Genomic DNA, 20,848 nt, shown 5'->3' with positions numbered 1-20,848 from the left:
GGCATACCCTGCCTGTCATGGCAGCACGGGTCCTCTCGGTCAACGTCGGTGCAGCGCGCAGCGGCATCCTCAGGAGCCGGCGGACCGGCATTGACAAGCGGCCCGTCGCCTCGATCACCGTCTCGGACCCCGGCCCGAAGGGCGTCGGTGCCAGCGGTGTCGCAGGCGATGCCGTCGTCAACACCAGGCACCACGGTGGCACCACGCAGGCGGTCTACGCCGTGGCACGCGAGGAGCTCGACTGGTGGTCGGTGGACACAGGCACGGATCTCGGTCCCGGTGCGTTCGGCGAGAACGTCACGACCGCCGGACTCGACGTCGACTCCGCAGTCGTCGGTGAGCAATGGCGCATCGGCGGCTCGGTCGTGCTGGCAGTGACCGCGCCGCGCGTCCCCTGCGCGACGTTCGCCGCGCACATGCAGGTGCCCGGATGGGTCAAGGCCTTCACGCGGCGCGCCCGCACAGGCGCCTACCTCGCTGTCCTCCAACCCGGCACCATCCGACCCGACGACACCATCGAGGTGGTCTGGCGCCCCGGGCACGGCATCACGCTGCCGATGGTGTTCCGAGCATGGATGGGTGACCGCGACCTGGCGCGCACCGTCCTGGACTCCGGAGCGCTTCCGGCACGGGAGCAGCAGGAGCTTGCTGCCAAGCTCGCCAAGTGGGCGGCCGCAGGTTCGCGCACTTCGTGACCAATTGGTCGAAAGGTGCGGGGTGAGGGTGCGTCGGTCGAGCGCAGTTCGTGACCAATTGGTCGAAGGATGCGGGGTGAGGGTGCGTCGGTCGGGCGCAGTTCGTGACCTATTGGTCGGAAGGTGCGAGCGGGGGCGGGCGGCACACCGCGGCGGGTAACGTCCCTCCGGTGACCGACACAGCCACCTCCGCCCCTGCCTCCGCCGCCACCCCGGACGCCCCCGTCGACCGCGTGCCGACGGCTGTGGACGCCATTGCCGAGCAGCACTTCGACGCCGTCCTGGAGCACAGCCCCATCGAGGCGACCTACCTCGGCGTCGACGTCCGGCAGGGCGAGCTCGACGACCTCTCCCCGGAGGGCTACCGCGCCCGTGCCGACCTCGCCCGGGCCACCCTCTCCCGGCTCGCGACCGCCGAGCCGGTCGACGACATCGACCGCGTCACGGTCGCCGCGATGCGGGAGCGCCTCGAGCTCGACGTCGCGGTCCACGAGGCAGGGATGGACCGGGCCGACCTCAACGTCATCGCGTCCCCGTTGCAGTCGCTGCGCGACGTCTTCGACCTCATGCCGACCGACACCGCCGAGCAGTGGGCCACCGTGGCGACCCGGCTCACCGCGGTCCCCGCCGCCCTCGAGCAGTGGCGCACCTCGCTGCTCGCCTCCGCGGGCGAGGGCCGCGTGTCCGCCCGGCGCCAGGTCGAGGCGTGCATGCGGCAGTGCGACGACCTCGTCGGTGAGGAGGGCTTCTTCGCGACCTACGCCGCCGGCGCCCGCACGAAGGACGGCGCGTCGCTGCCCGACGCCCAGCAGGCGGAGCTCCGCGCGGCCGCCGCCCGAGCCGGTGACGCGTACGCCGACCTCAAGGCGTTCCTCGGCGAGCACCTGCTCCCCCGCGCCCCGGAGGCGGACGCCGTCGGCCGCGAACGCTATGCGCTCGCCAGCCGCCACTTCCTCGGCGCCACCGTCGACCTCGAGGAGACCTACGCGTGGGGCCAGGAGGAGACCGAGCGCCTCGACGCCGAGATGCGCCGCACCGCCGACCGCATCCTGCCCGGCGCCACCGTCAAGGAGGCGATGGCCCACCTGGGCGAGGACCCGGCCTACCGCCTGGTCGGCACCGACGCGCTCCAGCGGTGGATGCAGACCAAGGCCGACGAGGTCATGGACCTGCTCGACGGCACCCACTTCGACATCCCGGCGCCGGTCCGCACCATCGAGTGCCGCATCGCGCCGACGCACACCGGCGGCATCTACTACACCGGCCCCAGCGAGGACTTCACCCGCCCGGGACGCATGTGGTGGTCGGTGCCGAAGGGTGTCGAGACCTTCGGGACGTGGGCCGAGCTCAGCACCGTCTACCACGAGGGCGTCCCGGGTCACCACCTCCAGGTGGCCCAGACGACGCACCGCGCCGAGCTGCTCAACCGCTGGCGCCGGATGCTGTGCTGGGTCAGCGGGCACGGTGAGGGCTGGGCGCTCTACGCCGAGCGCCTCATGGTCGAGCTCGGCTTCATGGACGACCCCGGCAACTACCTCGGCTTCCTCGACGCGCAGTCGCTGCGTGCCGCTCGCGTGGTCCTCGACATCGGGATCCACTGCGGCTTCGAGGCGCCCGCGGAGGTGGGCGGCGGCGACTGGACCTACGACAAGGCGTGGCAGTACCTCGGCGCCCACGCCAACAACGACGAGGCGTCGCTGCGCTTCGAGCTCGACCGCTACCTCGGCTGGCCCGGACAGGCCCCGAGCTACAAGATCGGCGAGCGCATCTGGATGCAGCTGCGCGACGAGACCGCTGCCGCCGAGGGCGACGCGTTCGACCCCAAGGCGTTCCACCGTCGCGCGCTCGACGTCGGCTCGGTCGGTCTCGACGTCCTCGTCGAGGCGATGCGCCGCTGAGCACTCCGCCCAGCGCACCACAGAGGTATGCCGTCCGCTCAGCGTGAGCGGACGGCATACCTCTGTGTGCGACAACCGTTGTCAGACAGGCGCGCTCACCAGATCGCCCAGCACCCGTTCACCTGCGGGAGCCCGGCGAAACGAGCCTCGAAGAACGCGTAGCTCTCCGCCGACGACGGCGCCACGCCCCCGACGTGCAGCGGCACCACGTTGGTCGAGAGCCGGACGTTCGCGCCCTTGGCGCACCAGTCCTTGGCGAGCCGGCGGCCGACGGCGTAGGGGATGACGTCGTCGAGCCCCGAGTGCGCGACGAGGACCGGGACCGACGGCCTGGTCCGCCCGATGCGGCTGTCGGCGACGACCGAGGCGAACGGCTCCTCGGCCAGGTACGCGGTGAACGAGCGCCCGTCGCGGGTCAGCGTCTCGGACCTCTGGAACGCCGCCGCCGCCAGGTCGAGGACGCAGTGGCCCTCGGTCGCCGCCGCCACCGCCCGGCCCCTGTCGTTGAGGATGGAGCCGAGGTCGATCCCGTACCCGGCCGAGAGCCCGAGGAGGGCGAAGTTGAGGAACTCCGCATAGAGGCTGCCCTCGAGGTTCGCGCCGACCGCGGCGAGGTCGGCGGGCGGAGCACCCGCGACGACGCCCTTGATCCGCAGCTCCGGTGCGTAGGTGCCGGCGAGCTCGGCGGCCGCCGCCGTGGCGCCGCCTCCCTGCGAGTAGCCGTAGAGCCCCACCGGGGTGGCCGAGGTGAGGCTGGTGCCGGGCCGACGGATCGCCGCCCGCGCCATGTCGAGAACCGCCCGCGCCTGCGGGACCCGGTTGACGTAGGTGTGCGTCCCCGGCGTCCCGAGTCCCTGGTAGTCGGTGAGGGCGACGGCATAGCCGCGCACGAGGTAGCCCTTGAGCAGGGACTGCTCGTACTCCGTGAGCGACTCCGCCATCTGGCGTGACGGGGCGCACCGGTCGGCGATGCCCTGGGTGCCGACGGCGTAGCTGATGAGCGGACGGGCCCCGACGCCGAGCCACGGCGCCCTCGGCTCGAAGACCGTGCCGGTGACGGCGTTGGTGCGGTCGAGCCGGTCCTTCGACGAGTACATGACGCGCGTGGCGCTCAGGCCCAGGTCGGACAGGCCGAGCGGGTCGAGGAAGAGCGTCGCCGGCTCGGTCCGGACGATCGTGCCCGGGGTGGCCGGGAGCGTGGCCGGCGGTTCGTAGAAGGCCGGCCGGACCGGTTCGGGGGTCCCGCTGACGGTGGTGGCACCGGCCGTGCCCGGCACGGAGTCCGGATCCGCGGAGGCGGGCGCGGGTGCGGCAAGGGCGGCCATCAGGGCGAGGGTCGCGCCGGGGACGAGCAGGGCGCGGAGCGTGCGTGACGTCACTGTCAGCCTTCGGTCGACGAGGAAACGGCGCGGGACCTCGAACCTACCGAGCGGTAACCCCTGCGGCAAGAGACGGGCGTCACGCTGACCTGACCGGACGGCGACAATGTGCCGGTGACCCTTGCCCTCACCCTCGCCGCCATCGCCGTGACGGTCATCCTCGTCGCACGGCTCTGCGCGCCTCTCGGCCTCCCCGCGCCGATCGCCCTGCTGCTGGTGGGGCTCGTCGCCTCGGTGCTGCCGGTCGTCCCCGACGTCTCGCTCGACCCCGACGTCGTGCTCCTCGGGCTCCTGCCGCCACTGCTGTATGCCGCGGCGCTGGGGACGTCGCTCGTGGACATCCGCGCCAACCGGCGGGCGATCCTCGGCCTGTCCGTGGGGCTGGTGCTGTTCACGACGTTCGGGGTCGCGATCGTCGCGTGGTGGCTGCTGCCCATCCCGTTCGCCGTCGCCGTCGCCCTCGGCGCGATCGTCGCTCCCCCGGATGCCGTCGCCGCCACGGCCGTCGCACGAGGCATCGGCCTGCCACGCCGGGTCACGACCATCCTCGAGGGCGAGTCCCTGCTCAACGACGCCACCGCCCTGGTGACGCTGCGCACGGCCATCGCCGCGGCCGGGCTGGCCAGCACCCACCACGGCTTCGCCTCGCACGGCGCCGTCTCCGTCGGGTCGGTCGCGCGGGACTTCGGGCTCGCCGTCGTCGGCGGAGTCGGGGTCGGGTGGGTCGTCTTCGTCCTCATCGGCCTCATCCGCAGGCAGCTCACCGAGGCGTCCTCGGACACGGCCCTGTCCTTCGCGGCGCCCTTCCTCTCCTACCTCCCCGCCGAGCTGCTCGGAGCCAGCGGCGTCCTCGCCGTCGTGACGACCGGCCTGCTCCTCGCGCACAAGGCGCCGGTGCTGCAGTCGGCCTCCTCACGACTCAGCGAGCGGATCAACTGGGCGAGCGTGACCTTCCTGCTGGAGAACGCCGTCTTCCTGCTCATCGGCCTCCAGCTGTCGCGCCTCCTCACCGACGTCGAGGCGAGCGAGATCTCCGTGGGGCGCGCCGCGCTCGTGGGGCTCGCCATCCTCGTCACCGTCCTCGCGCTGCGCCCGCTCTGGCTGTTCCCGTTCACCTGGCTCGTGGGCCGGCTGGGCCGCTCGTCGAGCACCTCCGCCGACGTCCCCGGCACGGCGGTGACCTCGTGGGCCGGGATGCGTGGCGTCGTCACGCTCGCCGCGGCGCTCACCCTGCCGGAGGACACCGACCAGCGTCCGACCCTGGTCCTCATCGCGCTCATCGTCACCGTCGGCACCCTCGCCCTGCAGTCCACGACGCTGCCGGTCCTCGCCCGGGCGCTCGACGTGCGCGGCCCCGACCCGCGCGAGGACGCCCTCCAGGAGGCGACCGTCGTGCAGGCGACGACCGGGGCGGGACTGCGCGCCCTCGAGGCCGAGGCCGCGCTCGACCCCGTCGTGGCGCAGGAGCTGCGCACCAACGCCGAGCTGCGCGTCAACCGCATCTGGGAGCGTCTCGGCACGCTCGGGCCCCGCGACGACGAGACCCCGAGCGAGGCCCGACGGCGGCTGCGGATCGTCATGCTCGAGGCCGAGCGCCGGGAGCTCATGCGCATCCGCGACGAGGACGACGTGGACCACGAGATCCTCTCCGGCGTGCTGAGCCAGCTCGACGCCGAGGAGGCGGCACTGTCGTGGAGCACCGCCAGGGCGGCCCGGATCCGCGACTCCGACGTGCTCGCCCCGGAGCAGGTGTCCCGGGCCTGTGAGCACCTCGCGCGCGAGGCGGACTGCGCGGTGCCCTCGAGCGCCGGGGGCTGCGAGCAGTGCCTGCGCGAGGGCCTGGCGTGGGTTCACCTGCGGATCTGCACGCGCTGTGGCCAGGTCGGGTGCTGCGACTCCTCCCCGGGACAGCACGCCTCGAAGCACTTCCGCGAGGAGCAGCACCCGGTGATGCGCTCGCTCGAGCCCGGTGAGGCGTGGCGCTGGTGCTTCGTCGACGAGGTGCTCGGCTGATGGCCCCGCTCCTGCTGGTCCTCGCGTCGGCGTCGCCGGCCCGGCTCGCCACGCTGCGCTCCGCCGGGGTCGAGCCGGTCGTGCAGGTGAGTGGGGTGGACGAGGACGCCGCACTCGCCGCCGCCGAGCACGTCCACGGCCCCCTCGACCCCGCGGACGTCGCACTCCTGCTCGCCCGCGCCAAGGCCGAGGACGTGGCGACGGCCCGTCGTGAGGCCGGGGACGCCGAGACCCTCGTCCTCGGCTGCGACTCGGTGCTCGAGCTCGACGGCGAGGCGCACGGCAAACCGGCCGACGCCGCCACCGCCACCGCGCGCTGGCAGCGGATGCGCGGCCGGTCGGGCGTGCTCCACACGGGCCACTGGCTGGTCGACGACCGGGACCCCGACGACGGGGGCACCAGCGGCACCGTCGGGGCCACGGCGTCGACGACCGTGCACTTCGCCGACCTCGACGACGACGAGATCGCCTCCTACGTCGCCACCGGCGAACCGCTCCGGGTCGCCGGAGCCTTCACCCTCGACGGCCTCGGTGCGCCCTACGTGCGGGCCATCGAGGGCGATCCCTCGAACGTCGTGGGAGTCTCCCTGCCCCTCCTGCGCGACCTGCTCGCGGAGCTGGACGTCCCGTGGCGGGCGCTGCGCGCCTGAGCGTCCGGTGAGCGACCTCAGACGGGCGGTATGCCGCGCCGCTTGGTCGCGAACGACCGGTCGCGGTTCGCGGCGTAGCGCAGGCGGTGGAGCAGCTCCGTGCGCAGGTCCTCCGGCTCGACGATGTGGTCGATGACGAGGTCGGCGGCGAGCCGCTCCAGGTCGACGTCCTGCTCGTACTCCCGGCGCCGCTCGGCGACGAAGGCGTCCCTGGCCTCGACGCCCTCGGCGGCCTCGACCTCGGCGATCTTGTTGGCGTAGACGGCGTTGACGGCAGCCTCCGGACCCATCACGGCGATGCGGGCCGTGGGCAGGGCGATCGTCGCGTCCGGGCCGAAGCCGGGTCCACCCATGGCGTAGAGGCCGGCGCCGTACGCCTTGCGGACGACGACGCAGAACTGCGGGACCGTCGCCGACGACACGGCGGAGACCATCTTGGCGCCGTGACGGATGATGCCGCCGCGCTCGACCTCGGAGCCGATCATGAAGCCGGGGACGTCGGCGAGGTAGACGAGCGGGATCGAGTAGGCGTCGCACAGCCAGATGAACCGCGTCGCCTTGTCGGCGCTGTCGGTGAAGAGCACCCCGCCCTTGACCATCGAGTTGTTGGCGACGATGCCGACGGTCTCGCCGTCCATCCGGCCGAAGCCGATGACGAGCTCCGGTGCGAAGAGCGCCTTGATCTCGAAGAAGCTGTCGTCGTCGACGAGGCCGTCGATGACCTCGTGGACGTCGAACGGCTGGCTCTCCCGCTCCGGCACGCTCGCCCGGGTGAGCGGCTCGGCCGGCGGCTCCGCGGCATACGACGGCGCGGGTGAGCGCCAGTTCTGCGGGACGTAGGAGAAGTACAGCCTGGCGAGCTCGATGGCCTCCGCGTCGTCGTGGGCGAGGATGTCGCCGACGCCGGAGACGGTGCAGTGCATGCGGGCCCCGCCCATCTCCTCGAGCGAGACCTTCTCCCCCACGACCATCTCGGCCATGCGCGGGCTGCCGAGATACATCGACGCGTTGCCCTCGACCATGATGAGCAGGTCGGTGAAGCTCGGGATGTAGGCACCACCGGCTGCGGACGGGCCGAAGAGGCAGCAGATCTGGGGCACCTTGCCCGACAGCGCGACCTGGTTGTGGAAGATCCGGCCGGCGCCGCGACGCCCGGGGAACATCTCCACCTGGTCGGTGATGCGGGCGCCGGCGCTGTCGACGAACCAGAAGACCGGCAGCTCCTCGCGCAGCGCCGTCTCGGTGGCGCGCACGATCTTCTCGACGGTGCGGGCGCCCCAGGACCCCGCCTTGACGGTCGGGTCGTTGGCGATGACGACGACCGGCCGGTCGTCGACCGTGCCGCGACCGGTGACGACGCCGTCGGCGGGCAGGCCCGTGGCGAGCGCGTTGGCGTAGCGGCCGTCCTCGACGAAGCTGCCCTCGTCGACGAGCAGCGCGATGCGGTCGCGGACGTAGAGCTTGCCCTGCGAGGCGAGCTTGGCGGCGGCCTTCTCGGGAGCGGTCGCGGACGCGGCGAGGGCAGCCTCGAGGCGCGCCCGGACGTCGGCCACCCGCGGGTCGCCGACCACGGCGGAACCTACGCTGTCTGGGAGCTCGCTGACCGGCATACCGCTCACTGTGTCAGCCACGTCCTCAGGCCGGGAGGCCGAGGTGGCGGGCGATGACCATGCGCTGGACCTCGCTCGTGCCCTCGCCGATCTCGAGGATCTTGGCGTCGCGGTAGAAGCGGGCCACGGGGTACTCCTCCATGAAGCCGTTGCCGCCGAACACCTGGGTCGCGATGCGGGTCGCGGAGACGGCCGCCTCGCTCGTGTAGAGCTTGGCGATGGCCGCGGCCTTCTTCACCTCGGCGACGGAGCGGCGGCCGGCGTCGTGCTCGTCCCTGAGCCACGCGGCCTTGTAGGTGAGCACCCGGCTGGTCTCCGCCATGACGGCGAGGTCGGCGAGCTGGAACGAGATGCCCTGGTTGACCCCGATCGGCCTGCCGAACGCGGTGCGTGACGAGGCGTATGCCGTGCTCTCGGCGAGCATGCGCTCGACCAGTCCCAGCGCGAGCGCGGAGATCGCGATGCGGCCGTCGTCGAGCGTCTTGAGGAACTGCTTGAAGCCGCTCCCCTGCTCGCCGAGGAGGTTGCTCGCCGGCACGCGGCAGCCGGCGAAGCTGAGCCCGTGGGTGTCGGAGATGTGCCAGCCAAGCTTGTGGTACGGCTCCTCGACGGTGAATCCGGCTGTGCCGGAAGGGATCATGATGGCGCTGATCTCCGGACGGCCCTTGTCGTCGGTGCCCGTGCGTGCGGTGACCGTCACAACCGAGGTGATGTCGGTGCCGGAGTTGGTGATGAACGCCTTGGCCCCGTCGACGACCCACTCGTCGCCGTCACGGACGGCCTTGGTGCGGGTGGCGCCGGCGTCGGAGCCCGCGTCGGGCTCGGTCAGGCCGAAGCCGGCGAGGGTGCGACCGGCGACGAGGTCGGGCAGCCACTGCTGCTTCTGCTCCTCGGTCCCGAAGGTGAGGATCGGGTTGATCCCAAGGCCGACGCCCGCGGAGAGCGTGATGCCGATCGACTGGTCGACCCGGCCGAGCTCCTCGATCGCGACGCACAGGGTGGTGAAGGCGCCACCCTCCTCGGGGTCGAGGCTGCCGCCGAACTCCTCGGGGACGACGAGCCCGAAGAGCCCGAGGTCACCCATCTTCGGCACGAGGTCGGCCGGGAAGTGCGAGTCCCTGTCCCACTGGGCGACGTGCGGCTCGACCTCGCGCTCGGCGAAGTCGCGCACGACCTTGCGGAAGTCCTCGTGGTCCTGGCTGAGCTCGAACATCGGTGTCCTCTCACGGGCGCGCGGGCCGAGGTGGCAGCCCTGCGGCATACGGGGTGGCGTTCTTGACGTTGACGTCAACGTAAGGCAATACTCCCCCCGTGGCAACCCGAGCCGGTGAGGACGAGACCTGGACGATCCGCGAGATCGCCGAGGAGTACGACGTCACGCACCGCACGGTCCGGCACTACGAGGAGCTCGGTCTCATCACGCCGGAGCGCCGGGGCACGACCCGGATCTACCACCGCCGCGACCGCACCCGGCTCGGGCTCATCCTGCGCGGCAAGCGGCTCGGCTTTCCGCTCGAGGAGATCCGCACGATCGTCGACCTCTACGACGCGCCGCGAGGGCGTCGCAGCCAGCTCGAGTACGTCCTGGGTCAGATCGACGAGCGCCGTGCCGACCTCGAGCAGCGGCGCAAGGACCTCGAGGACGCCTTGACCGAGCTGGACCGCTTCGAGGATCGTTGCCGCGAGGACCTGTCCCGGCACTCGTCCTGAGCGCGCTGGGACCCGAACGAGAGAGGGCAGCCATGGACCGATCGGACGAACCGTCCGCCTTCGCCTGGATCATGTCGGGCACGGTGGGCGCCGTCGTCGCGGCGGGGCTGGGGAAGTTCCTGCTCGACCGCCGGCGCCACCGTGCGGTGATGGACGCGCGCGACGCCGCCGAGGCGGAGGACCTCGCCGAGGTGGACGGCCACCCCAGCTGAGCTCGGGCTGAGCTGCGCGCTGACCCTGCAAGGACGGGCCGCGACCTCGCGGATTCGTGGGTACCTCGTGAGCGCACCGTCACCCAGACTGGGGCGCACTCCCCCGGGTCGCCCGCGTGGGTCCCGCCTGCATCGAAGGTCCACCGACGTGTCCTGTCCTCGCTCCACCCGGCGCACCGGTGACGGGTCCCACCGGCTCTCCGTCCGGGCACGCGGGACCGGAGCAGCGACGCTGGGGCAGGATGTGCCGCGTGGGGGACCAGACCGAACCGGCCAGTGTCGCGGGCGTCGTCAAGGTGCCCACCACCGCGGCGGGGACCGACCGCGCGTTCGCGCTGCTCATCCTCGGCATGCGGCTCGGCACCGTCGTCCAGATGGCGCCGTCGCTGCCCCAGGGCCTGTCCGAGTCGCCCACGCGGCTCGGCTACCTCCTGGTGTGGATGCTCGCGGCCGGCACGGCGACCGTGGTCAGCGTCGTGGTCTGGCGCAGTGGCCGCCCCCTCTCCCCCCGCGGCTACCTCGCCGACGCAGCCATCTGCTCCGTCGTGCTGCTCCTGGGGCTCGTCGTCGTGCCTGAGCAGGTCCGCCTGGGCACGTGGGTGGGCTTCCACGCGGCATACGCCCTGTCGGTGGTCTGCAGCGGCGTGGCGGTGCGCAGCAACCGCGCCTGGCTCGCCGCCCTCGTCGCGGTCGTGGCCGCCGACATCGCCTACCTTCTCCCGACGCTGTCGACCGACACCGCCGCCACGCTGGTCGGCAACGTGCTCACCCTCGTCGTGCTCGCGGGTGTCGGTCGCTGGGTCGCGCTCTACATTCGTCGCATCGCCGAGGACGGTGACCGGGCCCGCGCCCAGGCCCTCGAGCTCGGCCGCCGCGAGGAGGAGCGCCGGGCCCAGCTCGCGATCCACAACGGGGCAGCGGTGATCCGCATGCTCGGCGACCCCGGGCTGGACGACCGGGCCCGGTCGCAGCTGCAGCAGGAGGCCCAGCGCGAGGCGAGGCGCATGCGCTCCTACCTCCAGGGGCGCGACCACACCGACCCCTTCCTCAGCGCGTCCGGCGCGGCCCCCGCCGGACCGGTGTCGCTGCCGCACGCCGTGGGCCGCGTCTGCGACCGGTTCAGCGACCTCCCACTGCACGCCACGCTCGACCTCGCCGACGCGGTCGTCCTCGGCGACACCGAGGCGGAGGCGCTGGACCATGCGCTCGCCAGCGTGCTGCTCAACGTCCGCGACCACTCCCGCGCCGAGACCGTCGTCATTCACGCCGACGCCGACGAGCCCACCGGCGACGACGCCTGGGTCCTCACGGTCCACGACGACGGGGTCGGCTTCACCCCCGACCCCGAGCAGTTCGGGGTCGGGCTGCGCGAGGTCGTCATCAACCAGCTGCGTCCTCACGGCATGAAGGTCGAGGTCTCGTCGACCCCCGGCCTGGGGACGACCGTCACCATCTCCGGAAAGGCGGTCACGTGACCACTCCCGCACCCGCAGGGGGCCGCGCCCTCCGTGTCGTCGTCGTCGACGACGCCACCGTCATCCGTGAGTCGCTGCCGGCGCTGCTGCCCGACCTCGACTTCACCGGTAGCTTCGCCAACGTCGAGGCGATGCTGCGCGCCCGGCCGGAGGCCGATGTCGTCGTCCTCGACCTGCACCTCAGCAACGCAGGACAGCCGAACGCCAGGCAGGGCGTGGCAGCGATCCGGGCCGTCACCGCCGCCGGCTACCGCGTCTGCGTCTTCAGCCAGGAGGAGCGGCGCTTCGTCCTCGCCGCCTGCCTCGCCGCCGGGGCGCACGGGCTCGTGTCGAAGGCCGCCCCAACGACACGTCTCGAGCAGTCGCTGCGCGAGGTCGCGGCCGGCGAGGTGGTCATCCCCCCGGCCGTCATCGGCCTCGTCGAGGTCCTCGTGCGGCGCAACAGCCTGACGATCCTCTCCGACCGTCAGCGCCATGTCCTCTCCGGACGGGCGCGCGGGCTCACGTACGCCGAGATGAGTGGGCGGCTCCACCTGTCCGAGTCGACGCTGCGCGGCTACTGGGCCGAGGTCACCCGCAACGTCTCGGAGCACTTCCAGCGCACAGCGCCGGGCGACCTCGAGCACGCGCTCGGCCTGGGTCCCGGCGACCTGCTCGACTACTGGCCGGAGCCGCTGCCGCCGGGGACCCCCACGTCGCCGCAGCGGACCGACCGCTGGTGGCGCCTGGGCCGCACGCGCTGACCGGCGCGGCCCACCGCCCCGGGCATCAGGCTGGCATCAGGCGTTCGCAGCGAGGAAGTCGTCGATCTCCACGGCGGTGGGCGCCGTCGCGGGGCCCCGACGGGTGACCTTGATTGCGCCACCGGCGTTGGCCCGGCGGGCGGCCTCGACCCACGTCGTCCCGCCAGCACGACAGGCGACGAGCACGCCGGTGTGGGTGTCCCCTGCACCGTTGGTGTCGACGGCCGTCTGCGGGTACCCGTCGAGGTCCGTCGTCTCGCCGTTGGCGTGAACGGCACAGCCCTCCGGTCCGTCGCGCACGATCGCCACGGCACCCGCGGGGAGGTGCTCGGCGGCTCGCGCGACCGCGCTGACGATGTCACCCTCCCCGGTGAGCGCCTCGCTCTCCTCGGCGTTGCCTGTCCACACGCTCGTCATGGCGAGCATGCGGAGGCGGACGTCGTCGTCGAGCTCGGCAAAGATGGCCCCCGGGTCGAGCACGACCTCCACGCCCGCCGGGAGGCCGGCGAGCCACTCCAGCAACGGATCTCGGGTCAGACCGGTCAACGTGTATCCACTGACGCAGACGAGGTCTCCCGCCACCGGCTCGGACGTCTGGAGGGAGTCGACGGTGATGACCCGCTCGGCGGCCTGCGTGGTGACGAAGGTCCGCTCCGCCGTCGGCTCGAGCATGACGACACAGATCCCGGTGTCGAGGTCCGGCACGACCGGGCTCGTCACATCGACACCCTCGGCGGCGAGGGCCGCCCGCACGAGGTCGCCGTGCGGTCCCGTCCCGGTGGCTCCGGCGTGCACGCAGTGCGCGCCCTGTCGCGCGGCGGCGAGCAGGATGTTGACGGCCCCGGCGGCATACTCCTTCGGCGGCGGCGCCATGACGTTGCCGCCGCGTCGGGGCAGCGCCGGCACCTCGACGACGACGTCGACGAGCGCCTGAGCCGTGTGGATCACCCGAGGAGACATGCACCGCAGCGTAGGCCGTGACGTCCCGGCTGCGAGGATGACGCCGTGAGCATCCCCGCGCCCTCGACCACCGAACCGCGGTTCGCCTCGATCGACGACGTGACGTCGAGGCTCGCCGACACCGGCTACCTCGCCTCGGACGCGATCGCGACCACGACCTTCCTCGCCGACCGGCTCGGCAAGCCGCTGCTCGTCGAGGGCCCCGCAGGGGTCGGCAAGACCGAGCTCGCCAAGGCGGTGGCCGAGGCGACGGGCGCGAAGCTCATCCGGCTCCAGTGCTACGAGGGCGTGGACGAGTCGCGGGCCCTCTACGAGTGGAACCACGCCAAGCAGCTGCTCCGCATCACCGCCGAACGTGACGCCGCCGACGGCTGGGATGCCCTGCGGGACAACATCTTCAGCGACGAGTTCCTCCTCCCCCGCCCCCTGCTCGCCGCGCTGCGCAGCGAGGAGCCGGTGGTCCTCCTCATCGACGAGCTCGACAAGGCCGACGTGGAGATCGAGGGCCTCCTGCTCGAGATCCTCGGCGACTTCCAGGTGACCGTGCCCGAGCTCGGGACCATCACGGCGACCCACAAGCCCTTCGTCGTCCTCACCTCCAACGCGACCCGAGAGCTCTCCGAGGCCCTGCGACGACGCTGCCTCTTCCTGCACATCGACTACCCGAGCGCCGAGCTCGAGCAGCGCATCGTCACCCTGCGCGCGCCCGGTCTCGACGAGGCGCTGGTCGCCTCCGTGGTCCGGCTCGTGCAGCGGCTGCGCGAGCTCCGGCTCCGCAAGGCACCGTCGGTCTCCGAGACCGTCGACTGGGCGCGCACCCTCATCGCCCTCGGGGCAACCCGCGACGCCGACCTCAGCGCCGACCTCGTGCGTGACAACCTCGGCGTCCTCCTCAAGCACCAGGACGACATCGAGCGCGCGGCCGTGGCCCTCGACCTGCCCGCCCCGGCGACCCGCTGACCCCGACACCGATGTCCGTCGCCCTCGATGCCCGGCTCGTCGGGTTCGCGCGCGCCCTGCGCGGCCACGGCGTCGTCGTCGGCACGAGCGAGGTCGTCGACGCGGGGACCGTCGCCCACGTCCTCGGGCTGGACGACCGGGACCGCCTCCGTGAGGGACTGGCGTCCGCGCTGCTCCGACGCGCCGGCCAGCGGCAGGTCTTCGACGACCTCTACGACGTGTGGTTCCCCGCCGCCGTCGGCGACCGAGCCGACGGGCACGTCGAGGCACCTCCCGCCACCCTGACCGACCGCCGCGCCAGGGCGGAGCAGCTGAGGGAGGAGCTGTCCCGCACCCTGGCCGCCGGCGACCAACGCGCGCTCGACGAGCTGGCAGCCCGCGTCGTCGCCGAGCTGGGCGCGCTGGCCAACGCCGCGACGACAGGCGCCTACTCCGCGCAGCAGGCACTCGACACCCTCGCGCCCCAGACCGCGATCGCCTCGGCCCTGGCGCGGTTGCAGGACGCTGCCGAGGATGCACCCAGCGGCAGCGGTGACGGCAGCGGCGGGAGCGGCGGCTCGGGCACCGGGGTGTCCGGGCCCGCGGGCGGCGCCGGGTTCGCGGCGCGGTTCACGCGCGACGAGCTGCGCTCGGGCGTGACGGCGTTCCGTCGCCGCGTCGAGGCCGAGACCCGTCGGCGCAACGCCGAGGCCCGCGGCGCCGAACGGATCAGCCGGTATGCAGTCCGCCCACCTGCCGACCAGACGCCCTTCCTGCTCGCCGGACCCCACGAGCTCGACGAGCTCCGCGCCGCCGTTGCGCCGCTGTCCCGCAAGCTCGCCACGCGGCTCGCGGCCCGGCGACGGCGGGCGTCGCAGGGCTCGATCGACGTGCGGCGCACGCTGCGTCGCTCACTGTCGACGGGCGGCATACCCATCCGTCCCGCACTGCAGCACGCGAAGCCGCACCGCCCGGACCTCGTCATCCTCTGCGACCTGTCGACCTCGGTCTCGGGGTTCTCCCGGTTCACCATCCTGCTCGTGCAGGCCCTGGCGGGGCAGTTCCGCCGGGTGCGGATCCTCGGCTTCGTCAACCGCGTCGACGACCTCACCGACCGGGTCCTCGGCGCCCCGCCCGGGAGCGACCTCAGCGGCGCCTTCGACGACCTGTCGCGCATGACCCGGTGGCACCGCAACAGCGACTACGGCGCGGTCCTTGCGGACGTCGTGGAGCACCATCTGGACACCATCGGCCACCGCACCGCGGTCCTCGTCCTCGGCGACGCCCGCTCCAATCACACGGACCCGCAGCTCGACATGCTCCGCGAGATCGCCGCGCGGGCCCGCCACGTCTCGTGGCTCAACCCCGAACCGGCCCGGATGTGGGGCAGCGGCGACTCCGTGGCGCTGCGCTACAGCGAGATCGTCGACATGCACGAGTGCCGCAACCTCGCCCAGCTCCGCGAGTTCGTCGCCCGCCTGCTTCCCGTCTGACCGCGCCTACTGCACAGGAAGGGGGGTGATCACCCCCCTTCCTGTGCAGTAGCTCCGGGTCAGCCGTTGAACTCGTCGGGGTTCGGACCCGTGCGGAACCCGCGGTCGAGGGTGGCGATCTCTGCCTGGTCCGCCTCGGTCAGCACGAGGTCGGCGGCGGCGAAGTTCTCGGCGATGCGCGACGGCGTCACGGACTTGGGCAGCACGACGAACCCGCGGGCGATGTGCCACGCGATGATGACCTGCGCCGGGGTGGCACCGATCCGCTCGGCGATCGCGCCGATCACGGGGTCGTCGAGAACCTCCTTGCCCGACGCGAGCGGGCTCCACGACTCGGTGACGATGCCGTGCGTGGCGTTGAACTCGGCCACCTCACGCTGCTGGAGGTAGGGGTGCAGCTCGACCTGGTTGATCGAGGGCCACTCGCCGGTCTCGTCGAAGAGGCGCTGGAGGTGCTCGACGTGGAAGTTGCACACGCCGATGGCTCGCACCCGGCCGGAGTCGCGCAGCGCCTGCAGCGCCTTCCACGCGTCGACGTAGCGGTCCTGCTCCGGGAACGGCCAGTGCAGGAGAAGCAGGTCGAGGGTGTCGAGACCGAGTCGCTGCATCGAGCCGGTGAAGGACTCCATGGTCTCCTGTGCGCCGAACTCGGTCGGCCACACCTTGGTCGTCACGAAGATCTCGTCACGCGGGACGTCGGTGGCCGCGAGCGCGCGCCCGACCCCGGACTCGTTGTCGTACAGCTTGGCGGTGTCGATGTGGCGGTACCCGGTGTCGAGCGCCGCCAGGACGGCGGCGTCGACCTCGTCGTCGGGGACCTGCCACACGCCGAACCCGACCTGCGGGATGCGGACGTGGTTCGTGCCGGACGTCAGGGTGATGTCGTTGATGGGCATGCGTCCACCGTATGCCGGGTGCTCACCGGACGCGCACGGCGCACCTTCGCCAGTGCGGCGCGGGCCCGGGGCTGGGCGAGGACGACGCTGCCGAGGACCAGCCCCATGCCGAGGAGGTGCACCGGCCCGAAGGGCTCACCGAGCAGGGCGACTCCGAGCAGGGTCCCGGCGACAGGGTTGAGCAGGCCGATGACCGCGACGGCGCCCGCGCTCATGGAGGCGAGACCCTGGAACCAGGCGACGTAGGCGACGCCGGAGCCGATGAGCCCGAGGTAGGCGAGCGCGAGCCAGCCGGAGGCCGCCAGCTGGGGCGGCGGCCCCTCGACGAGGAACGCGAACGGCAGGAGGACCAGCCCTCCGGCGACGAGCTGCCACGTCGTGACGACGATGACGCTCTCGTCGGTGGCCCAGCGCTTGGTGAGGACGAACCCGGTGCTGGCCGAGGCCACCGCGCCGACGGAGGCGAGGACCCCGATCGGGTCGACCCCGCCCTCGTACCCGCCCTCGACGACGAGGAGGAGCACCCCGAGCGCACCGACGAGCGAGGCGACCACCGTCGCCGGCGTCGACCGTTCGCGCAGGAACGTCCAGGCGAGCACCATGGTCATGAGCGGGGCGATCGCCGTCATCGTCGATCCGAGCCCGCTGGGCAGCCTGGTCGCTGCGACGAACAGCAGGGCGACGAACAGGCCCATCGTCAGCGTGCCGAGGACGACCGAGCGCCACCACCACGAGCCGCGCGGCAGCCGCCGGTGCCACAGCAGCATGAGCAGGCCCACCGGGAGGATGCGCATGACACCGGCGAAGAGCGGTCGGTCAGCCGGCAGGTAGAGGTGCGTCACGGCATACGTGGATCCCCAGACGACCGGGGCGACGGCGGTGACGGCGACGAGAGCGAGCCCGCCCAGAGTCTTCGACGAGATAGTTTCCACGGAAGGTATAATACCTTCCATGGAAGGTATATTTCCACCATGGCCGAACCGACCCATCCCGACCGTGCCGCGCAGATCGTCGACCAGTGGCGCACCGAGCGCCCCGACCTCGACCCCACGCCGTTCCTCGTCATCGGCCGCCTGCACCGCGTCGCCAACGCCCTGACCACCGAGCTGGTGCGCGTCTACGACGAGTTCGGGCTCGGTGAGGGTGAGTTCGACGTCCTCGCGACGCTGCGCCGTCAGGGGGGCGACTTCGCGCTCACTCCCTCGGACCTGTCCGAGCAGACCGTCGTCAGCTCCGGCGCCGTGACCAAGCGGGTCGACCGGCTCGAGGCGCGGGGACTCGTCGAGCGCCGGCCGAGCGGCACCGACGGTCGCTCTCGACTCGTCGCCCTCACCCCCGCGGGTCGCAAGCTGATCGACAGGGCGTTCGCTGCGCACCTCGCCAACGAGGAGCGGCTGCTCTCCGTCCTCTCGCAGCCCGAGCGCGACGCCCTCGAGCGGGGACTTCTCGCACTCGCCCGCTCGCTCGCGGTGTGACCGACCCCGCGAGACCATCACCGCCGTCGGCTCGGGCGACCCACTACGCTCCGGGTCATGGCCATCAGCAAAGTCCTCATCGCCAACCGCGGCGAGATCGCCGTCCGCATCGCTCGCGCCTGCAAGGACTCCGGCATCGGCTCGGTCGCCGTCTACGCCGAGCCCGACCGCGATGCCCTGCACGTCAAGGTGGCCGACGAGGCCTACGCCCTGGGCGGCACCACCCCCGGCGACTCCTACCTCCTCCAGGACAAGCTGATCGCCGTCGCCAAGGAGGCCGGCGCCGACGCGGTGCACCCCGGGTACGGCTTCCTCGCCGAGAACGCCGACTTCGCCCAGGCCGTCCTCGACGCCGGGCTGATTTGGATCGGCCCGTCCCCCGCCGCCATCGACGCCCTCGGCGACAAGGCCAAGGCCAAGCACATCGCCGTGAAGGCCGGCGCGCCGCTGGCCCCGGGGACCAAGGACCCGGTCAAGGACGCCGACGAGGTCGTGGCCCTGGCGGAGGAGTTCGGGCTGCCCATCGCCATCAAGGCGGTCTACGGCGGCGGGGGCCGTGGCCTCAAGGTCGCCCGCACCCTCGAGGAGATCCCCGAGCTCTACGAGTCGGCCGTCCGCGAGGCCGTCACGGCGTTCGGCCGCGGCGAGTGCCTCGTCGAGAAGTTCCTCGACCGGCCGCGCCACGTCGAGACCCAGTGCCTCGCCGACCAGCACGGCAACGTCGTCGTCGTCTCCACCCGCGACTGCTCGCTCCAGCGCCGCAACCAGAAGCTCGTCGAGGAGGCGCCCGCGCCGTTCCTCACCGACGAGCAGAACGCCGAGCTCGTCCGGGCCTCCAAGGCGATCCTGCGCGAGGCCGGCTACGTCGGCGCCGGCACCTGCGAGTACCTCGTCGCCCAGGACGGCACGATCAGCTTCCTCGAGGTCAACACCCGCCTCCAGGTCGAGCACCCCGTGACCGAGGAGGTCACCGGCATCGACCTCGTCCGCGAGCAGTTCCGCATCGCCGACGGTGAGGAGCTCGGCTTCGACGACCCGACCCCCAAGGCGCACTCCTTCGAGTTCCGCATCAACGGCGAGGACGCCGGCCGCAACTTCATGCCGGCCCCGGGCACCGTCTCGCGCATGGTCGTCCCCCACGGCCCGGGTGTCCGCTGGGACGCCGGCATCGTCGAGGGCGACACCGTCGCCGGCGCGTTCGACTCGATGATCGCCAAGCTCATCGTCACCGGTCGCACCCGCGAGCAGGCGCTCGAGCGTTCGCGCCGCGCGCTCGCCGAGCTCGAGGTCGACGGCATGCCGACCGTGCTGCCGTTCCACCGCGCCGTCGTCTCCGACCCGGCGTTCGCTCCCGAGAACGGGACCCCGTTCACGGTGCACACCCGGTGGATCGAGACCGAGTTCGACAACCAGATCGCGCCCTTCGCCGGGGACGGGGCAGCGGCGACGGAGGACGAGGAGCAGGGTGGGCGCCAGCGCGTCACCGTCGAGGTCGGCGGCCGCCGGCTCGAGGTGGTCCTCCCGGCCGGGCTCGCGCTCGGCGGGGGTGGCGCCGGTGCTGCCAAGAAGAAGGCGCCCAAGCGCTCGAGCGGCAAGAAGGCCGGCGCCGCGGCGTCGGGCGACTCCCTGGCCGCACCGATGCAGGGCACGATCGTCAAGGTCGCCGTGGCCGATGGCGCCGAGGTGGCCGAGGGTGACCTCGTCGTCGTGCTCGAGGCGATGAAGATGGAGCAGCCGCTCCTCGCCCACAGGTCGGGCACGATCACCGGGCTCGCGGCCGAGGTCGGTGCCACCGTGACCAACGGACAGGTGCTCTGCGAGATCAAGGACGCCTGACCGGCGCCCCACACGGACAAGAGCGCCCCGTATGCCGGTCAGCCGGCAGACGGGGCGCTCGTCACCTCACGCGGTCCTCGCGTCAGCGGGTGCTCGTGTCGTCCTGTCCGAGGTCGAGCTGCTTGCCGCCGTCGGCGGGCTGGGTCCCGCCGGGCTGGCTCGTGGAGCCGGGGTCACCCTGCTGGGTGGTGCCGCCCTGCGGGAGCCCGCCACCCTCCCCGGGGCTGGGGGTCCCGGGCGCCGGCGACTCCGTGCCCGGCGACTCCGTGCCCGGCGCCGGGAAGCCGGTCTCGGGCAGCTGCGGCGCCCCGTCGCCGGGGATCGTCGAGCCGGGCTCGGCCGGGTCCTGCCGCGGCTGCGGGTCATCGCTGGTCCCGGGCGCCGGGCTCGGCACCGGGACCTCGGACGGCTGCTCGGGCGTCGAGGGCGCGGGCGGCTCGGCCGGGGTCGTCGGGGTCGTCGGCGTCGGCTCGCTGGGCGTCGTCGGAGAGGGCTCGGCCGGTGTCGTGGGCGGCGCCGGCTCCGACGGGGGCATGGGCGTGGGCGGCGTCGTCGGGGTGGAGCCCGGGTCGGCCGGCGGCGCGCCCGGGTCGGCCGGCGGCGCGCCCGGGTCGGCCGGCACGGTCCCGCCCTCGTTGCTCGGGAGGCCGAGCTTGTCCTCGAGCATGTCGCCGCCCTTGTCGATGGCCCCGGAGTACTTGCCGCCGGTCTTCGAGTCGAGGAAGTCCTCGACCTTGTCGATGGCGCTGCGGGCCGAGTCGGGATTGTCCTTGGCGTACTCCTTGGCCCTGGTGATGGCCTCGTCGCCGCTGATCGGCTGCTTCTGGTCGCTCATGGTGCAGGTCCTCCAGGTGTCGCGGGTTC

At 72.6% G+C, this 20,848-nt stretch carries 19 protein-coding genes; 12 read left to right on the top strand and 7 right to left on the bottom strand.

All coding sequences use genetic code 11. The features are described 5' to 3' along the window. Positions 1-17 precede the first annotated feature (17 nt). Both ACOJV9_RS04880 and ACOJV9_RS04875 read left to right on the top strand, forming a co-directional pair. The gene (locus ACOJV9_RS04880) at positions 18-695 is read left to right on the top strand and encodes an MOSC domain-containing protein (protein WP_420184057.1); all 678 of its coding nucleotides are present in this window, start codon (positions 18-20) and stop codon (positions 693-695) included. Between the two features lie 170 nt (positions 696-865). Beyond that, positions 866-2,593 (top strand): DUF885 domain-containing protein, encoded by a 1,728-nt coding sequence (locus ACOJV9_RS04875; protein WP_420184056.1) that lies wholly within the window; start codon positions 866-868, stop codon positions 2,591-2,593. Between the two features lie 95 nt (positions 2,594-2,688). On the opposite strand, the gene ACOJV9_RS04870 is transcribed toward ACOJV9_RS04875, so the two are convergent. Further along, positions 2,689-3,972, bottom strand: a complete 1,284-nt coding sequence (locus ACOJV9_RS04870) for a lipase family protein (protein ID WP_420184055.1) — start codon at positions 3,970-3,972, stop codon at positions 2,689-2,691. A gap of 114 nt (positions 3,973-4,086) precedes the next feature. Between ACOJV9_RS04870 and ACOJV9_RS04865 the strand changes: the two genes are divergently transcribed. Continuing rightward, complete coding sequence (locus ACOJV9_RS04865; protein WP_420184054.1) at positions 4,087-5,985, top strand: Na+/H+ antiporter; 1,899 nt, start codon at positions 4,087-4,089, stop codon at positions 5,983-5,985. Beyond that, positions 5,985-6,635, top strand: a complete 651-nt coding sequence (locus tag ACOJV9_RS04860; RefSeq protein ID WP_420184053.1) for a Maf family protein — start codon at positions 5,985-5,987, stop codon at positions 6,633-6,635. Before ACOJV9_RS04865 ends, ACOJV9_RS04860 begins: the two co-directional genes overlap by 1 nt. Positions 6,636-6,652: 17 nt before the next feature. Here the strand turns inward: ACOJV9_RS04860 and ACOJV9_RS04855 are convergent, their stop codons facing one another. Together ACOJV9_RS04855 and ACOJV9_RS04850 are read right to left on the bottom strand one after the other, a co-directional pair. Then, complete coding sequence (locus ACOJV9_RS04855) at positions 6,653-8,245, bottom strand: acyl-CoA carboxylase subunit beta (protein ID WP_420184130.1); 1,593 nt, start codon at positions 8,243-8,245, stop codon at positions 6,653-6,655. Positions 8,246-8,270: 25 nt separating this feature from the next. Further along, positions 8,271-9,458: an acyl-CoA dehydrogenase family protein gene (locus ACOJV9_RS04850; protein WP_420184052.1), complete on the bottom strand. Its 1,188-nt coding sequence runs from the start codon at positions 9,456-9,458 to the stop codon at positions 8,271-8,273. Positions 9,459-9,556: 98 nt separating this feature from the next. Here ACOJV9_RS04850 and ACOJV9_RS04845 point away from each other — a divergent pair, with 98 nt between their 5' ends. From ACOJV9_RS04845 to ACOJV9_RS04830, 4 genes are all read left to right on the top strand, one after another. Next, positions 9,557-9,955, top strand: coding sequence for a MerR family transcriptional regulator (locus tag ACOJV9_RS04845; protein ID WP_420184051.1), 399 nt, complete (start codon positions 9,557-9,559; stop codon positions 9,953-9,955). Between the two features lie 32 nt (positions 9,956-9,987). After that, on the top strand, positions 9,988-10,167 hold the full coding sequence (locus ACOJV9_RS04840; RefSeq protein WP_420184050.1) for a hypothetical protein: 180 nt from the start codon (positions 9,988-9,990) through the stop codon (positions 10,165-10,167). 251 nt (positions 10,168-10,418) lie between these two features. After that, the gene (locus ACOJV9_RS04835; RefSeq protein ID WP_420184049.1) at positions 10,419-11,642 is read left to right on the top strand and encodes an ATP-binding protein; all 1,224 of its coding nucleotides are present in this window, start codon (positions 10,419-10,421) and stop codon (positions 11,640-11,642) included. Then, positions 11,639-12,385 carry a response regulator gene (locus ACOJV9_RS04830; protein ID WP_420184048.1) on the top strand — a complete coding sequence of 249 codons (747 nt, stop codon included), beginning with the start codon at positions 11,639-11,641 and terminating at the stop codon, positions 12,383-12,385. The genes ACOJV9_RS04835 and ACOJV9_RS04830 overlap by 4 nt, the downstream gene beginning before the upstream one ends. Positions 12,386-12,421: 36 nt before the next feature. Here ACOJV9_RS04830 and ACOJV9_RS04825 read toward each other — a convergent pair whose 3' ends face one another. After that, positions 12,422-13,345, bottom strand: coding sequence for a PfkB family carbohydrate kinase (locus ACOJV9_RS04825; RefSeq protein ID WP_420184046.1), 924 nt, complete (start codon positions 13,343-13,345; stop codon positions 12,422-12,424). Positions 13,346-13,390: 45 nt separating this feature from the next. On the opposite strand from ACOJV9_RS04825, the gene ACOJV9_RS04820 reads away from it, so the two are divergent. Next, entirely contained in the window at positions 13,391-14,305 is a 915-nt protein-coding gene (locus ACOJV9_RS04820; protein WP_420184045.1) for an AAA family ATPase, read from the top strand. Positions 14,306-14,316: 11 nt separating this feature from the next. Further along, positions 14,317-15,777: a VWA domain-containing protein gene (locus ACOJV9_RS04815; RefSeq protein WP_420184044.1), complete on the top strand. Its 1,461-nt coding sequence runs from the start codon at positions 14,317-14,319 to the stop codon at positions 15,775-15,777. A 59-nt stretch (positions 15,778-15,836) separates the two neighbouring features. Here ACOJV9_RS04815 and ACOJV9_RS04810 read toward each other — a convergent pair whose 3' ends face one another. Beyond that, positions 15,837-16,673: an aldo/keto reductase gene (locus ACOJV9_RS04810; protein ID WP_420184043.1), complete on the bottom strand. Its 837-nt coding sequence runs from the start codon at positions 16,671-16,673 to the stop codon at positions 15,837-15,839. Continuing rightward, a complete protein-coding gene (locus tag ACOJV9_RS04805) occupies positions 16,649-17,605 on the bottom strand; it encodes an EamA family transporter (RefSeq protein ID WP_420184042.1) in 957 nt (318 codons plus the stop codon). Before ACOJV9_RS04805 ends, ACOJV9_RS04810 begins: the two co-directional genes overlap by 25 nt. Before the next feature lie 39 nt (positions 17,606-17,644). Here ACOJV9_RS04805 and ACOJV9_RS04800 point away from each other — a divergent pair, with 39 nt between their 5' ends. Both ACOJV9_RS04800 and ACOJV9_RS04795 read left to right on the top strand, forming a co-directional pair. Then, a complete protein-coding gene (locus ACOJV9_RS04800) occupies positions 17,645-18,148 on the top strand; it encodes a MarR family winged helix-turn-helix transcriptional regulator (RefSeq protein WP_420184041.1) in 504 nt (167 codons plus the stop codon). 57 nt (positions 18,149-18,205) lie between these two features. Further along, positions 18,206-19,984, top strand: coding sequence for an acetyl/propionyl/methylcrotonyl-CoA carboxylase subunit alpha (locus ACOJV9_RS04795; RefSeq protein WP_420184040.1), 1,779 nt, complete (start codon positions 18,206-18,208; stop codon positions 19,982-19,984). Positions 19,985-20,066: 82 nt separating this feature from the next. Here ACOJV9_RS04795 and ACOJV9_RS04790 read toward each other — a convergent pair whose 3' ends face one another. After that, entirely contained in the window at positions 20,067-20,819 is a 753-nt protein-coding gene (locus tag ACOJV9_RS04790; RefSeq protein WP_420184039.1) for an Rv0909 family putative TA system antitoxin, read from the bottom strand. Positions 20,820-20,848 lie beyond the last annotated feature (29 nt).

This window comes from Knoellia terrae (assembly GCF_048606435.1).
Lineage (GTDB): Bacteria > Actinomycetota > Actinomycetes > Actinomycetales > Dermatophilaceae > Knoellia > Knoellia terrae.
The sequence above is the reverse complement of the archived record's forward strand: the minus strand, read 5'-3'. Positions and strand labels throughout refer to the sequence as shown.